At 54.9% G+C, this 15,023-nt stretch carries 13 protein-coding genes, 1 pseudogene and 1 riboswitch; of the genes and pseudogenes, 9 read left to right on the top strand and 5 right to left on the bottom strand.

Annotated elements, in window-relative coordinates; genetic code table 11:
- Positions 1–133: 133 nt before the first annotated feature.
- Entirely contained in the window at positions 134–2,008 is a 1,875-nt protein-coding gene (gene thiC / locus WEB64_RS10160; protein WP_368061544.1) for a phosphomethylpyrimidine synthase ThiC, read from the bottom strand.
- Positions 2,009–2,086: 78 nt separating this feature from the next.
- Positions 2,087–2,191, bottom strand: a riboswitch (TPP riboswitch).
- Positions 2,192–2,353: 162 nt separating this feature from the next.
- Here thiC and WEB64_RS10155 point away from each other — a divergent pair.
- Positions 2,354–3,748: a TolC family outer membrane protein gene (locus tag WEB64_RS10155; RefSeq protein WP_368061545.1), complete on the top strand. Its 1,395-nt coding sequence runs from the start codon at positions 2,354–2,356 to the stop codon at positions 3,746–3,748.
- Between the two features lie 55 nt (positions 3,749–3,803).
- Here the strand turns inward: WEB64_RS10155 and waaA are convergent, their stop codons facing one another.
- The gene (waaA, locus tag WEB64_RS10150; protein WP_368061546.1) at positions 3,804–5,063 is read right to left on the bottom strand and encodes a lipid IV(A) 3-deoxy-D-manno-octulosonic acid transferase; all 1,260 of its coding nucleotides are present in this window, start codon (positions 5,061–5,063) and stop codon (positions 3,804–3,806) included.
- A 209-nt stretch (positions 5,064–5,272) separates the two neighbouring features.
- Between waaA and lpxL the strand changes: the two genes are divergently transcribed.
- The 8 genes from lpxL (at position 5,273) to WEB64_RS10110 (ending at position 13,176) form a co-directional block, all read left to right on the top strand.
- Positions 5,273–6,223 (top strand): LpxL/LpxP family Kdo(2)-lipid IV(A) lauroyl/palmitoleoyl acyltransferase, encoded by a 951-nt coding sequence (gene lpxL / locus WEB64_RS10145; RefSeq protein WP_368061547.1) that lies wholly within the window; start codon positions 5,273–5,275, stop codon positions 6,221–6,223.
- A complete protein-coding gene (locus tag WEB64_RS10140) occupies positions 6,220–7,173 on the top strand; it encodes a mitochondrial fission ELM1 family protein (protein WP_368061548.1) in 954 nt (317 codons plus the stop codon). Before lpxL ends, WEB64_RS10140 begins: the two co-directional genes overlap by 4 nt.
- Positions 7,170–8,285, top strand: coding sequence for a glycosyltransferase family 4 protein (locus WEB64_RS10135; RefSeq protein WP_368061549.1), 1,116 nt, complete (start codon positions 7,170–7,172; stop codon positions 8,283–8,285). Before WEB64_RS10140 ends, WEB64_RS10135 begins: the two co-directional genes overlap by 4 nt.
- Positions 8,285–9,364, top strand: coding sequence for a glycosyltransferase (locus WEB64_RS10130; RefSeq protein WP_368061550.1), 1,080 nt, complete (start codon positions 8,285–8,287; stop codon positions 9,362–9,364). Before WEB64_RS10135 ends, WEB64_RS10130 begins: the two co-directional genes overlap by 1 nt.
- On the top strand, positions 9,357–10,025 hold the full coding sequence (locus WEB64_RS10125) for a YrbL family protein (protein ID WP_368061551.1): 669 nt from the start codon (positions 9,357–9,359) through the stop codon (positions 10,023–10,025). The genes WEB64_RS10130 and WEB64_RS10125 overlap by 8 nt, the downstream gene beginning before the upstream one ends.
- Positions 10,026–10,106: 81 nt before the next feature.
- Entirely contained in the window at positions 10,107–11,018 is a 912-nt protein-coding gene (locus WEB64_RS10120) for a lysophospholipid acyltransferase family protein (RefSeq protein WP_368061552.1), read from the top strand.
- A gap of 121 nt (positions 11,019–11,139) precedes the next feature.
- A complete protein-coding gene (locus tag WEB64_RS10115) occupies positions 11,140–11,979 on the top strand; it encodes a glycosyltransferase family 2 protein (protein ID WP_368061553.1) in 840 nt (279 codons plus the stop codon).
- 33 nt (positions 11,980–12,012) lie between these two features.
- Positions 12,013–13,176 carry a glycosyltransferase gene (locus WEB64_RS10110; RefSeq protein ID WP_368061554.1) on the top strand — a complete coding sequence of 388 codons (1,164 nt, stop codon included), beginning with the start codon at positions 12,013–12,015 and terminating at the stop codon, positions 13,174–13,176.
- A gap of 54 nt (positions 13,177–13,230) precedes the next feature.
- On the opposite strand, the gene WEB64_RS10105 is transcribed toward WEB64_RS10110, so the two are convergent.
- The 3 genes and pseudogenes from WEB64_RS10105 to WEB64_RS10095 form a co-directional block, all read right to left on the bottom strand.
- A complete protein-coding gene (locus WEB64_RS10105) occupies positions 13,231–13,569 on the bottom strand; it encodes a hypothetical protein (RefSeq protein ID WP_368061555.1) in 339 nt (112 codons plus the stop codon).
- Between the two features lie 370 nt (positions 13,570–13,939).
- Positions 13,940–14,671, bottom strand: coding sequence for a glycosyltransferase (locus WEB64_RS10100; protein ID WP_368061558.1), 732 nt, complete (start codon positions 14,669–14,671; stop codon positions 13,940–13,942).
- A 30-nt stretch (positions 14,672–14,701) separates the two neighbouring features.
- Positions 14,702–14,941 (bottom strand): annotated as a pseudogene (locus WEB64_RS10095) (glycosyltransferase); the annotation flags it as partial.
- Between the last annotated feature and the right edge of the window lie 82 nt (positions 14,942–15,023).

Below are 15,023 nucleotides of genomic sequence, written 5' to 3'. Positions count from 1 at the left end.
AGGCTCTGTGCAGAAACGTGCGGAGCCATGGATGGCGGAGCCCGAGACGCACAGGGACGTCTCGAGTCGTTTTCTGCACGGAGCCTCCTCCATCGCTCTTACACCGGGGATGTTAGGCCATAAAGGTTTTGCCTCAGACCTTATCGTAAAGCCGCGACCCGGACGCCAGGAACTCCTGAGACTTTTCCTGCATACCGGCGTCTACCGCTGAAACCTCGTCCAGACCATGCTCTTTGGCATAATCCCGAACCTCCTGGGATATCTGCATGGAGCAGAACTTGGGCCCGCACATGGAACAGAAGTGCGCAACCTTGGCAGAATCCTTCGGCAGGGTTTCGTCGTGGAATGAACGGGCGGTATCCGGGTCCAGAGCCAGGTTGAACTGGTCTTCCCAGCGAAACTCGAAACGTGCCTTGGACAGAGCATTATCACGAATCTGGGCACCGGGGTGGCCCTTGGCGAGATCTGCGGCGTGGGCAGCAATCTTGTAGGTGATAATGCCGGTTTTGACATCATCCTTGTTCGGCAGGCCCAAGTGTTCCTTAGGCGTAACGTAACAAAGCATGGCGCAACCAAACCAGCCGATCATCGCAGCGCCGATGCCCGAGGTAATGTGGTCATAGCCGGGCGCGATGTCTGTGGTGAGTGGGCCGAGGGTATAGAACGGCGCCTCGTCACAGCAGTCCAACTGCTTGTCCATATTTTCCTTGATCAGGTGCATCGGCACATGGCCGGGCCCCTCAATCATTACCTGCACATCGTGTTTCCAGGCAATTTTCGTGAGCTCTCCCAGAGTTTCCAACTCGCCAAACTGAGCAGCGTCGTTAGCATCTGCAATAGAGCCGGGGCGCAAGCCGTCCCCCAGGCTGAATGACACATCGTAGGCCTTCATGATTTCGCAGATGTCTTCGAAATGGGTGTACAAAAAGCTTTCCTGATGATGCGCCAGACACCACTTGGCCATGATGGAGCCGCCCCGAGACACGATGCCTGTCACCCGCTTCGCAGTCATGGGCACATGATGCAGACGCACGCCAGCGTGTATGGTGAAATAATCCACGCCCTGCTCGGCTTGTTCTATCAAGGTGTCCCGAAAGATTTCCCAGGTCAGGTCTTCCGCTGCACCGCCAACTTTCTCCAGTGCCTGATAGATGGGCACGGTGCCAATGGGAACTGGAGAGTTGCGGATAATCCACTCCCGGGTCTCGTGGATGTTTTTGCCTGTCGACAGATCCATCACGGTGTCGGAGCCCCAGCGAATGCCCCAGGTGAGTTTTTCCACTTCTTCTTCAATGGACGAACTGACGGCCGAGTTGCCGATGTTGCCATTAATTTTTATCAGAAAGTTGCGACCAATGATCATCGGCTCCGTTTCCGGGTGGTTGATATTGGCAGGAATGATGGCGCGGCCGCGGGCGACTTCCTCCCGCACAAATTGTGGCGTTATCTCTGAGGGTAACGACGCACCGAATGACTGCCCCGGGTGCTGTTGGTCAACAAGTCCTTCAGATCGGGCTTCTTGCAGCTTCATATTTTCCCGTATCGCAATATATTCCATCTCGGGAGTGATAATGCCCAGGCGGGCATAATGCATCTGGCTCACATTTTTGCCGGGCAGTGCCCGCCGGGGTTTACGCTCATCCATAAAGCGCAGGGGGTCGAGCAACGGGTCTTTCAAACGACGGCGGGTGAATTCGGAGCTGTAGTCCGCCAGCCGCCCGGTATCGCCCCGCTCTTCGATCCAACGATCACGAATCGGTGCCAGGCCTTTGCGCAAATCGATCTGTGCAGCAGGGTCGCTGTAAGGGCCGGAAGTATCGTAAACGGTGACTGGTGCGTTTTTTTCACCGCCCATTTCCGTTGGCGTATCACTGACGGTAATTTCCCTCATGGGCACTTTCAGATCCGGGCGGCTGCCGGTCACGTAGATCTTGCGGGAGTTGGGTAAAGGTTGTATGGCTGCCGAATCAACGGTTGCGGCATCGCTGAGATAGCTGGGTATCGTCATGTTTGCGCCCCTGTTTGGGTTATTGTCAGGTCGCGTATGACGGAGAGCGAGCGGCCGCCGTTACTTTACCAGCGGGTACGTCGGTCTGGTCTCAAATCCCTACGCCGGTACTAACCGGATCAGGTTCGCGGGTTCTGCGATGCAATCTCAGCCAGCCAAAGGCCAGCACCCCGTCAAGACGCTTGAACAGGCACCTGTCGAAAAGGGTGGCGCCAGAACGACCTCCATCCAGTACTCCCGATATTCGATGCCTTCTGCAAGTGTAGAGATCGCAATGATTATTGTCCATAATGACTGCCGCCCCTTTTTGAACAGCCGATCGCATTCATGTCCTCAGGAGTTTTTATGAAAAAACGCATACTCTCAGCGGTGATCGCTGCCTTGTCAGCCCACCCTGTTCTGGCCATGGATCTGGTAGAAACCTATGAGAAAGCGCTTTCTTACGACTCCGGCATAGCGTCTGCCCGCGCCACTTTTGAAGCTCAGCAGGCCAATATTGACGTCAGCCGCAGCACGTTGCTGCCGCAGATCGGCGCCTTTGGCGATGCCAGCCATATTGACAGTGACGGGCCCGGCCAGGACGTCTCCTATAAAAGCTATCAGTACGGTGTTGAGCTGACGCAACCTTTATTTCGGGCGGATGCCTGGTTCAATTTCCAGACCAGCCAGATCCAGAGCGAAGCCGCCAGAGCGGAATACAACCTGGCTCAGCAACAACTGATACTGGATGTGGCGGAAGCGTACTTTAACGTGTTGAGAGCAAGTGACACGCTCACCACCGCCAGAGCCACCGAATCCGCCATTCAGCGTCAGTATGAGCAGGCCCGTGAGCGTTACGATGTCGGTTTGATTGCCATTACGGAAGTCTACGAAGCCAGGGCCAGCTATGACGACAGCAAAAGTCTTCGCATCGCGGCAGAAAGCGACCTGGATATTGCCCGGGAGCAACTGGCGCGTCTGACCGGTGAATATACCGAAAGTCTGGAAAACCTGGAGCGCGAATTTCCGCTGATGCGCCCGGTGCCCATGAATCCGGATGACTGGGAAGAACTTGCTATCGGTCAAAACTGGCAAATCCAGTCGGCCCTTTTTGAACTGGAGGCCAGCGAGTCCACGCTGAAAGCAGCCAAGGCAGAACACTACCCGACACTTGATTTGAACGCCTCCTACGGCGACACAAAAATTGACGGTCTTTCCGACAACTCTGGCGTCATCGTACCCGGCCAGCGCTCTTCAGACGGGACTACCACTGAAGGCGTGATCAGCTTATCTATTAACGTTCCACTTTACGCCGGAGGCGGCATCCAGGCAGGCGTTCGCCAACAGCGCTCACTGGTTGATGTAGCAGAACAGTCTCTGTTCACCGTGCGTCGTGACGTCCGGGTGAATACCCGCAGCCTGTTCCGCACCGTCAATACCAACATTGAGTCCGCGTCCGCGCTGGAGCAAAGCATCATCTCCCGCCGCAGTGCCCTCGATGCAACCCGGGCCGGGTATGACGTGGGCACCCGAAACATCGTTGAAGTTCTGGACGCTGAGCGTAACTACTACGTTGCCCTGCGGGACTTCGCCAACGCCCGCTACGACTACGTCATAAATACTCTGAGCCTTAAACAGGCGGCGGGAACGCTCAGCCCCCAGGATCTGATTGACCTCAATACCTGGCTGAGTGCCACAGCTCCCGGCATTGAAGCTCTCGCCAATGAGCAGGAAACCCTCGAAGACCCGACGCTGGACTGAGACCAAGCCTGTAGCCACTGATGTGGATACAGGCTCATTTCTTGGTTTACCCGTCTCACGTCCGGTCGGTGATGCCGCTTACCACCTTCTCCAACGCCCCGCGGTTGGCATCTACCACTGCCAGAGCCCAGGCTCCCACTGCTCGGGCCATCTCCAGGTCATTCAACAGGGCGGCCACTCGCTCCGCAAGCTCCTCTTGCGTATCGGTGATAAACAGGCCGTTTCCCGCTTTAAGCTGGGCATAGATTGTTTCAAAATTGAAGACGTGTGGTCCTGAAAGCACCGGCCTACCCCAGGCCGCGGGCTCTAGTGGGTTGTGTCCGCCGCGTTCGATCAATGACCCCCCAACGAAAGCCACATCGGAGACACCGTAGAGCATCAGCAGTTCGCCCATAGTGTCACCGAGATAAACCTGAGCGTTGCTGCCCCCATCACCGAGGGAGCGCCTTGCCAAACTGAGCCCCTTAGAGTTTACCAAGGCTGCAACGTCGTCAAAGCGGTCCGGATGGCGGGGCACAATAATGAGCAGAGTAGTTGGATCGCCAGCCAGCAGTTTTTGATGGGCACTGAGGATCTGTTCGTCTTCACCAATATGGGTGCTGGCGGCTATCCAGATTGGCCGGCGCTCTCCACCCAGCGTTGCCCTGAGCACAGCAGCTTCGTCCCGTAGCGAGCGGGAAATTTCGACATCAAATTTGATACTGCCGGTGACCGAAACCGTTTCAGGTTTTGCCCCTATTTTCATGAAACGTTGGGCGTCTCCATCGGCCTGGGCGGCTACCCAACTGATACTCTCCAACAGCGGCTTCACAAGGCTACCTACCCTGCTATAGCCTCGGGCAGAGCGGGACGAAAGTCGGGCATTGATTAAAAAAATAGGCACGTTGCGGCTGTGAGTCAGCGCTATCATGTTGGGCCAGAGCTCTGTCTCCATGATCACCAGCGCCTTGGGGTTAATCCGATCAACAAAACGTTTCACCGAGCCCGGCGTATCATAGGGCGAAAACGCATAATGAACCTGATCCCCAAACATCGCTTTGGCGCGTTCAGAACCGGTTACAGTCATCGCAGTCATCAGAATTGGCACCGCCGGATTACGGCGCAATAACGCCTTGACCAGCGGCGCTGCGGCGATCGTTTCACCGACCGAGACAGCGTGTACCCAGATCACGGGCTCAGGTGAACGGGCCACGTACCCCAGACGCTGTTGCCAGTGGTGCCAGATTTCCGGAGACTGGCGGCCCTGCCACCAAAGACGGATAAGCACAAAAGGCAACGCCAGCCGAAAAAAAAGTGAATACAGATAATGCAGCATCATTGCTCCGGACTGGACTGGATGGTCGGGCGACATTCTACAGAAACCCCCGGAATTTCGCTTGTTTCCTGGCCCCCGAGCTCGCTCCGCATTCTGACTGACTGGTCCGAACTTATATTTGGCGTACTTACACTGCTAAACTACCGGTTTGACGAGACATTCCGCTTTATTCTTGCGAATTACGCCTTATGACAGGACGGACTGCCCCCGTGAGCAAACCCAGGAAGAAAACCAGAGACATGGACTATCGTCATTATCGACACCCGCGTTGGTGGACGACCTGGGCCAGTGTCGGCCTGATGAGGCTTGTGGCCAAGTTTCCCATGGAGGTCCAGTGGCGCTTGGGTACGTGGTTGGGCGAGCTGGCGTTTCGAACATTGGAAAACCGGCGTCATATCACCGAAACCAACATCCATCTATGTTTCCCTGAACTGACGGTCGAAGAGCGACAGGCTCTGGTGCGTAAATCCTTCCGCGCCAACGGCATCGGCGCAATGGAAATTGGCGCTGCCTGGTTCCGTGAACCGGAAGCCCTTAAAAATCTCACCACAGTAAGCGGAATAGAACATATCAACACGGCCCTGGCAAAAGGTAAGGGCATACTTTTGCTGGGGGGGCACTACAGTACTCTGGACCTGGGAGGTAGCCTCGTCACGTTGTTTATCGAAGCCGATGTTATGCAGCGCGACCACAATAACCCGCTAATGAACGCGGTTATGACCCGGGCTCGGGAGCGGAGGTACGGTGTCGTTCTGGGCAGCAAAGATCTGCGAGGTCTGTTAAAACGACTTAAGGCAAACCGGATCGTCTGGTATGCGACGGATCAGGATTATGGACGCAAGGGCGCCGTTTTTGCCCCATTTTTTAATGTGCCTGCAGCCAGCATCACCGCCACCGCCAGAATTGTAGCTCATAGCAGATGCGCGGTTATCCCGTTCAGTCATTTCAGGAGCGAGAACCGGGTCGGCTACAACCTGCATTTTCATCCGCCGCTGGAAAACTTCCCCTCAGGGGACGACATGGCAGACGCGACCTTGGTAAACCAGACCATTGAGCAGGAAATCCGGCGCCATCCGGATCAGTATCTCTGGATGCACCGACGCTTTAAAACCCGTCCGTCCCGGACCGATCCTGACCTTTACCGGACCACACCTACATGAGCAGGACAAAATCAGGCTTGCCATCAGCACCGGTGATCTGGCTGCTGACAGACGACAAACCGGGGCATTACAACCAGCTCAAAGGCCTGGGTAACCGCCTACGGGTCTTGAGTGGTGCAAGCATACACTGGATTGATACAACCCAGATCAAAACCCCTCTGTGGCGAGCCTTGCTCGGTAGTGCACCAAATCCAGACCCTGACCTTCCTGCCCCCAACCTGATTCTTGGCGCTGGCACGTCTACCCATCGCCTATTGCTGGCTCTGCGCCGAAAACGCAAAACCAGAACCGTGGTTCTGATGAGGCCCGCCTTCCCCTTGAGCTGGGTCGACGCTGCGATTATCCCGGAACACGATCGCGCCAAGCCCTCAAAGACGACCCTGATTACAGAAGGCGTCATCAACACTCTTTCACCGATGGCCCGTCTCACCGACAAACCGGAAGCCCTGGTATTGATCGGTGGCCCGTCACGCCATTACAACTGGGATGACGATCTGGTTTTCAACCAGCTTATGCATTTACTCAAGACCTACCCTGACTGGCGCTGGACCATCAGTGGGTCCCGACGAACCCCCGAAGTGTTGCAACAACGCATTGTCGGACTTGCCGGGCCAAAGGTCACTGTGGTTGACGCCACCCAGACCCATAATGACTGGCTGCCTCACACCTTGGCGGCCTCACGGGCGACATGGGTTACACCTGACAGCAACTCGATGGTATTCGAAGCTGTGACTGCGGGTTTGCCAACAGGCGTATTTGAACTTACCGCCTGCCCGAACAGCCGTGTTGCCAACAGCGTAGCGGCGCTCGTCGAGCGTGGGCGGGTGGCAGCCTACAAAGACCATTCCGCTGTCATGGATACCCACAGAAAGCCCTCCCCCGCGCTATGGGAAGCGGACCGCGCGGCCCGATGGTTGATAAAGCTATTTCCGGCGGGAAAACGTCGATGAAAATCCTGCAGGTCTTACCAGCGCTATACAGTGGCGGCGTAGAACGTGGCACCGTGGAATTTGCGTCAGACCTCGTCAGACAGGGCCACGACTCGTTCGTGGTCTCAAACGGCGGCCCGATGGTCGAGCAACTGGTGCAAAGGGGCTCCCGGCACATCAAACTGCCAGTACATCGAAAATCCCCCGCCTCTTTTGGCCAGATCCTGCCCATGCGGGACCTGTTAAGGGATATCAAACCCGACATCGTGCATGTTCGCTCCCGCATGCCCGCCTGGATAACCTGGCTAGCCTGCAAAGGCCTTCCCCGTGTTGACCGACCCGCCCTGGTATCAACGTTTCACGGTATGTATTCGGTCAATGCCTACAGCGCCATCATGGCAAAAGCCGATCATGTCATTGCTGTCTCTGACTGTGTTCGCAACTATGTTCTCAATAATTTCAAGGTCGCACCGGAGCAGCTCACCGTGATTCAGCGTGGCGTCGACGTTGACGGCTTTCGCGAGCGCAAACTGGACACGGCATGGCGGGATGAGCTGTTGAACGCCAATCCCCAGTTAAAGGGCAAGCGCCTCATCATGATGCCCGGGCGTATTTCCCGATGGAAAGGCCAGCTTAATTTTCTGGAGATGATGGCGCTGATCCGGCAACAAAACCCGGATTGCCATGGCATCGTGGTTGGCGGCGTTGAACCCGGCAAAGACCATTTCATGACAGAACTGGAACAACGCCGCAAAGAGCTGGACCTGGGGGAAACGGTCAGCTTCCTGGGGCAGCGAAACGATATGGGCAATCTCTACCTGATCGCCAGCCTGGTCTGCCATATGTCAACGAAACCCGAGCCCTTTGGCCGAACGGTGACCGAAGCATTGGCCTCTGGCACCCCCGTCGTCGCCTTTGATCGGGGCGGGGCCGCTGAAACCTTACGGGCCTGCTTCCCCGTGGGGCTCGTCACGCCGGATGACACCGCTGCTTTCGCTAAAACCGCGCTGCGACTGCTAGCCGCCACCGACCATACTATTGATATCCCCTGGCGTTTTCGACTCGAAGCCCAGACTGAAACTACCCTGCGACTCTATCATTCGGTATTGGCAGCGAGACTCGGAACTGTTTGATGATCGATCAACCGCTCACAATAGCGTTGATCATCGCTACACCGGGCACTACGTGGGGCGGTATGGAAACCCACACGCTCAATCTGGCTGAAGTTTTGATCCGCCGCGGCCACACCCTCCACATCCTGGCTCATGAAGCTTACAGGACGCGTTTTAACACGCCGCTTCACTTTCACCCACTGCCCTTTCATCTGAGCCGTCGAAACCCCTGGCTTAAATTCCGCCTCTCTAACGTACTGAAGTCCCTCAAAGCTGGCATCCACCACGCTCAGGGTTACAAAGCTGCATACCTGCTGGGCGAGATAAAAGCGTCAGTGACGGCTTCACGTGTTGGCACTGTTCATGGCGTCAAATCGTCACATCGGGGCTACAGTCGAATGGATGGCATTATTTCAGTCAACCGGGCTATCCATGAGCGCCTTGAGCATCCTCGTAAAAAACTCATCTACAACGGCACTGCTGAGCACACTGATCCGCGACGGTCACCTAATGCTCCGTTAGCTACTGCACCGTCACCGTTTACTGGCCCTGGCCCCCACTGGGTTGCGGTGGGTCGCCTGGAGCCCGTGAAGGGCTTTGAACGGTTAATTCGGGCCTGGGGCCTGGCCCGGCCCGAGGGTCATCTGACGATCATCGGCGATGGCAGCGAGCGCGGCGCTCTTGAGACCCTGATTCGAGCTCACAGCCTGGAACAGACCGTGACTCTGACCGGCTATCAGAACAATGTTGGAGACTGGCTTCGTCATGCCTGCGGATGCATCATCAGCTCCGACCGGGAAGGCTTCTCCTATGTCCTTATCGAAGCCCTGCAGGCTGGCTGTCCGGTGATCTCAACACCGGTGAACGGATCGCTGGATCTGCTACCTCCAAAAAGCCTCGCAGATAATTTTTCCCCCGAGGCCCTGGCCGAGCTTGTATCAGCTCATGCAGATCATATGGATAAACTACGGGGACTTCAGGCTAAGGCTTTCCGAACAGCAAGAACCCAGTTCACGGCAGCAAATATGGCCTTGTCCACTGAGACGTTTTACCGGGTATTAGTCACAGAAAAATCTGCGCAGCAGCACCCTCATGATTGATCTGACCCACTCTGTCCCCTTCGCTTCAGGGAGCAATCGGCACTGCTTCCAGCATCCTGATGACCCCCAGCACTGCCTAAAAATTGTCCGGCCAGAAAACATTGAAGCCCGGTTCCAACGGCAAACCTGGCTAAAAAAGACGTTGGGTAAAGAGCGATTGAATGACAATAGACAGGAGCAGATCGCTCATCAACAGTCTGTCATCCGGCACCTGCTCGAAACCCGACAGGAAACGCTGATCTGGGCCCACCTACCCAAATTTTATGGCACCAGAAATACTACGCTGGGCCCTGCGAATGAGAGCCAATTGATTCTGGACAGCAGTGGCGAACCCGCAATAACTCTGGAAACACATCTTCAGCATTATGGTTTTGGCGCGCCAACGCGAGCGGCTGTCACGCGCTTTTGCGAATGGCTAAGCACCACCGGCATCCTGACCCGCAACCTGCTGCCTCACAATCTGGTGGTTTCAGACCATCAGGAGGAATTAACGCTTTTTCTTGTCGATGGACTGGGCGCGCCGCTAATACCTGAGTCCCTTGCGATTCTGCCAGCATGGCGCGCACGTTACATTGCCCGGCGCATCCAGCGTTTTTACCTTCGAATTGAATGGGAACTGGGGGATCGGCGTAACAGTTGGGAAGTCTCCCAGAAGCTATGAAGCAATTCCGTCATCTTGCCGCATGGCCCTTATGGTGGTAGCTTCGCGCTCAACCTGACAACTGATAATCGTGCCCACTCTATGGCTCTGTCAAAAGCTACATTTCTGGAATTCGCCCTCAAACTTGCTGGCAAACTGTCGTTGCGGGGAGCTCAGCGGCTTGGCCGTTTTCTGGGCAGCCTGGGGTGGATTTTCCCGAGCCGCTCGAAAACCGTCACCGAAATCAATCTGAAACTTTGTCTACCCGAACTGGATGATCCGCAGCGCCAGGCGCTGGCGCGTTCCAGCCTTCGTCACACCGGACAAACCATGATGGAAATCCCACTGATCTGGGAATGGCAGGTAGAGCGATGCCTCGGGCTGATCCGTGAAATTGACGGCGAATCGCTTCTGGACCAGGCGCTGAAGGACGGTAAAGGCCTCGTTCTTCTGGCGCCGCACCTGGGCAACTGGGAGCTCGCCGGGCTGTACTTTTCATCACGATACAAAATGGCGGCCCTTTATAGCCCACCGCCGGTCAAGGAATTCGAAGACTACATGATCAGGGTTCGCGGCCGCCTCGGATCCGAATTGGTTACTGGCGACCGCCGTGGCCTGGTGCGCCTAGTTTCCCTGCTACGGGAAGGTGGTGTTACCGGGATTTTGCCGGACCAGAGCCCCAGCCGGGGCAAGGGTGCTGCGTTTGCACCCTTCTTCGGAATTGAGGTTCGCACCATGACGCTGGTGTCCAAACTGCTGCAGAAATCTGGCGCCACGGCTCTGGTCACATTCGCCCAACGGCTGAAAGACGGAGAAGGTTTCAGGCTCGTGATCCGCGAATGCGAACCGGGTATCAATGACCCGGACCCCGTGGTCGCCACCACCGCGCTCAACCTTTCCATCGAACATTGTGTACGGGAAATACCCGAACAGTACCAGTGGGAATACAAACGCTTTCGACATCGACCCACCGGCGAGCCCCAACCCTACCAGCCCGGCAGGGTGTGCAAGTAACGATTGAAGGGAGTTATAGGGGCTACCCGAAGTGCCCGTGCGCGCAACCAGTCAAAAACTGTATAATCCGGGCAGCTAATAAAGTAACTGTCGTCCCATTTGCAGAACTCAGGTCTGATTAATGTCCCCACAGCGTATTGGTGTTGTGATCACTACTTACAATTCCCCTTTGTGGCTCCACAAGGTGCTGACTGGCTATGAAAATCAGACTGAAAAGCACTTCCGCACCATCGTGGCCGATGACGGCTCCACCGACGAAACCCGGACGCTTATCGAGAGTTTCAGAGAACGGGGTGTGCTCGAAATTGATCACGTCTGGCATGAAGATCAGGGCTTTCGAAAATGTCAGATTCTCAACCAAGCTATCCAACAGACTGACTGCGACTATCTGATTTTTACCGACGGCGATTGCATCCCTGAGCCAGACTTTATTGCAACCCACAAACGGCTAGCCCAGCCTGGCCATTTTCTGTCCGGGGGCTACATCAAACTCACCATGCCCGTCTCCGAGGCGATCTCCGAAGAAGATATCCGCAACGGAGATGTGTTCGACACCCACTGGCTGATCGCCCACGGTCAACCGAAGAGTCACAAACTGTGGAAGCTATCCCGTTCAACGCTGAAAAAATCTCTGCTGAATGCCATAACACCAGCCGCCGCCAGCTGGAACGGCATGAACAGCTCAACCTGGACCAAGGACCTGCTGGCGGTAAATGGCTTCAATGAAGACATGCAATACGGCGGGCTCGACCGTGAGCTGGGGGAGCGGCTCTGGAACTATGGCCACAAGTCGGTACAGATGCGCTACAGCACCGTCTGCCTGCACCTGGACCATGCCCGCGGCTATTCGAAGCCAGAGATATGGGCCAAAAATCGCGCCATTCGCAAAGCGGTTAAAACGGACAGAACCCACTGGGCAGGCAACGGGATTGTCAAAACCAGCATCACTCCGTCCGTTTGAGAAAGTTATCGTGCCTTTAAAGGGATTTATAATGTGAGAACCCTGGTCATCATCCACAGCCTCAAACTCGGCGGCATGGAGCGCGTTGCAGTCAACCTCGCCGATGCCTTTGCAGGAGAGGGCCACGAAAGCCACTTGCTCTCCTGCAAAGCCAAACCCAACGACCTCAAACCCAGCCATCCGGATGTCAGGCTTCATCATTACGATCAGGTGCAAGCACTGTTCAAATCGGTTGTTGGCATACCGGTGTTTCTGCTTTCACGGTTGCTGCTCGGCGTTTTGATCCGGCGCTCTCATTTTATCTGGACAGGCTGGCTCAGCGGCTGGTTGCTCAAGCGCCATATCCGTTCGCTGGAAAAACGTTACGGCCGGTTTGACCGGATCATATTCCGGGGCTTGGGAACCTTCAAATATTTCTGGTCATTCCGGGACGATCGCAATGTGTACGTGCTTGAAAACGTGATGCATTACGACCGTCCAATGTGGCAGAAAAAACTCGAATGGAAGCTGGTGTTTCATGGCCGGCATCTCGCCGGTGTGTCTTCTGGTGTTCTGGAGTCAGCAGAGGAAGCCTTCGCAACCAGTGATATCCAGCCAAAGAGTATGCGAGTGATTACCAATCCATGTCCGGTGAAGCAGATACGGGAACTTGCCGCGCAAAACGACCTGGATATTCCTGAAGAACCCTACCTCATTAATGTTGCCCGTCTGGTACCGCAAAAAGGGCATGACTTGCTACTACAAGCATTCGCCCAGGCGAACATACCCCACCAGCTTGTTATCGTAGGTGATGGCCATCTCAGAAGTGCACTGGAGAGAAAAGCGGGAGAGCTAGGCATCGCTCACCGGGTTCTGTTCGCAGGCAAACGTACTAACCCTTACCCCTGGATGAAACAAGCGGACCTGTTTGTTCTGGCGTCCGAATATGAAGGGCTGGGGATTGTCCTCACTGAGGCACTAGCGTGTGGCACGCCAATCATGTCGGTGCAGAGCCGCGGGGGTGTAAAGGACGTGTTTCGCGGGGAGCTCGAAACCTTTCTCACACCGCGTACAGTAAACGGATTGGCTGAAGGTCTATCCAACACCGTTGCTCGCCTACCTGTCACTGTGAAACCAGAATGGCTAGCGCCGTTCGGTAGCCATGTCGTAGTGTCGGCCTTTCTCAGTCAACCTGAAAAGAATGCGCAAAAAGGCTAATACGCCTATCCACGAGTTCGCCGCTGGGAAGCTGGATTGGAAACGCAACAAAAACTACTGATTTGGCCTGCGCAACGCGGGCAAATGCTCCAATGCCGAGATGTGGATAATACCCAACTGCGCGGGGAAAGGAGTATCAAGCATCATCGCCATGGCAAAACGATGGCAACCTGCGCCCGAAAATACAGGCTCTCCGCCGGGCCCAAGATGCATTAGAATCCCACCCACTTCGCGGAAATTGTCAGGAATAAACTCCAGTCGGGAGGGGAAACTACCCCGCGCACTGATTTCTGACCACATCGCATCCAGGGTGTCAAATCGCTTCTCGACATCTTGAAGAGTGCGGCATTTATCAGTGACCCCAGTAGGCGATATAGCGATTTTCCCCATCATGAAGTCTATCGCACCTGACTCAGTCCAACTTTGTCCCTCAAGCCAGTGCGGCCAACAGTAGGAGAGTTTGGAATGGTTATCAAAAGGTTGCTCAAGCGCGGCTGGCCAGGTCGATACAACTCGGCCAGACATCTGCCGGACACTGGCTCCGAAATGGGCTACTAAATCCGCGGCTTCGATATAGTGCTTACACTGTTCAGGGTGAATCCAAATTCGCTCAGCGTATCGAGGGGCATGGGCGCCATATCGAAATCTATTGCGCGCATCAATCCAAAACGATCTCAGCTTATACTTTATCGGCAAAATAAATCCTTCATACCAGGGCCAGCACGCGGCCGGAAAATTAGGACAATACTTATTGGCACGACAATCACTTCAATTCAGTTTCGAAAAAAAGTCTGTTTGTTTCCAGGATCATTTTTTGAAAACCAAATTCCTGATCGATCCACTGCCTGAGGTCAGCCGACTGAAAGACTCTCTCCCCTATAACGATAGATCTAATGCCTTCCGCCATAGCCTGCACATCGTTAACGTCAGTCAGAACGCCGTATTTTCCATGGGCCAGAAGCTCTTCACTGCCTGGGACGCGAGTCGAAACCACCGGTATACCAAAGCTCATTGCCTCATTGAGCACATTCGCCATACCTTCGTTCCGTGAACACAATAAAAACAGATCGATGCTTCTGAAGAAAGCCTGCATGTTGCTCTGGTAACCCACAAAATGAATTCGTTTCGATTCTGACCGAGCGTTAATAGCAGCCTTAATCGTGTCTTCGTACTCGCCATCACCCGCGTGGACAACGTGCACATGATTGGGAAGAGCAGAGAGGATATCGGGTAATAAATCGAAACCTTTCTGGGGGCTAAAGCGGCCGGCACACCCTACCAGTACTGTTTCCGGCGGGAGATCAAATCGAGTCCTTAAATCCAGTGACTCACCCTCAACTGAGGGCCGCTCAAATCCGTTGTAGACCCTGATCACATTGTGATGTCCGAACAACTTCGGGTATTTCAACATGTCACCTTTTAATGAATCACTGTTTACCATCAAAACCGCTTTCATCAACCTGAAAACGATAAAATTCTTGATAGGGCTTTTCATCCTCCTCGCAATTCCAAGATAAAGGACAACCCGGCTAACCCGCGCTAACGTCGAGGCAAAGGAAACAAGCCACCAGTCTTTTTTCAAGGCAGCGAAAACAACGTCAGGATGTATCTCTTTGAGTATCTTGACGTAGTTTGCAATGACAAAGATGTTCAAATCCCCCCCGCGAGAAGGAACCTCAATAGTCGCCACATTTTCCAGTCCTGCGAAACGTTCTGCGAATGAGCCTTTCAGCAAAACCACATAAACCGCCACACCCTCGGCACCAAGAAACCGGGCCCGAACGAGTACATTTTTCGTAAGCGGTCCACGAACCCCATCTTATCCGCCTGACCAGAATTCGCCAGAA

The organism is Marinobacter sp., assembly GCF_040882185.1.
Taxonomy (GTDB): Bacteria; Pseudomonadota; Gammaproteobacteria; order Pseudomonadales; family Oleiphilaceae; genus Marinobacter.
The sequence above is the reverse complement of the archived record's forward strand: the minus strand, read 5'-3'. Positions and strand labels throughout refer to the sequence as shown.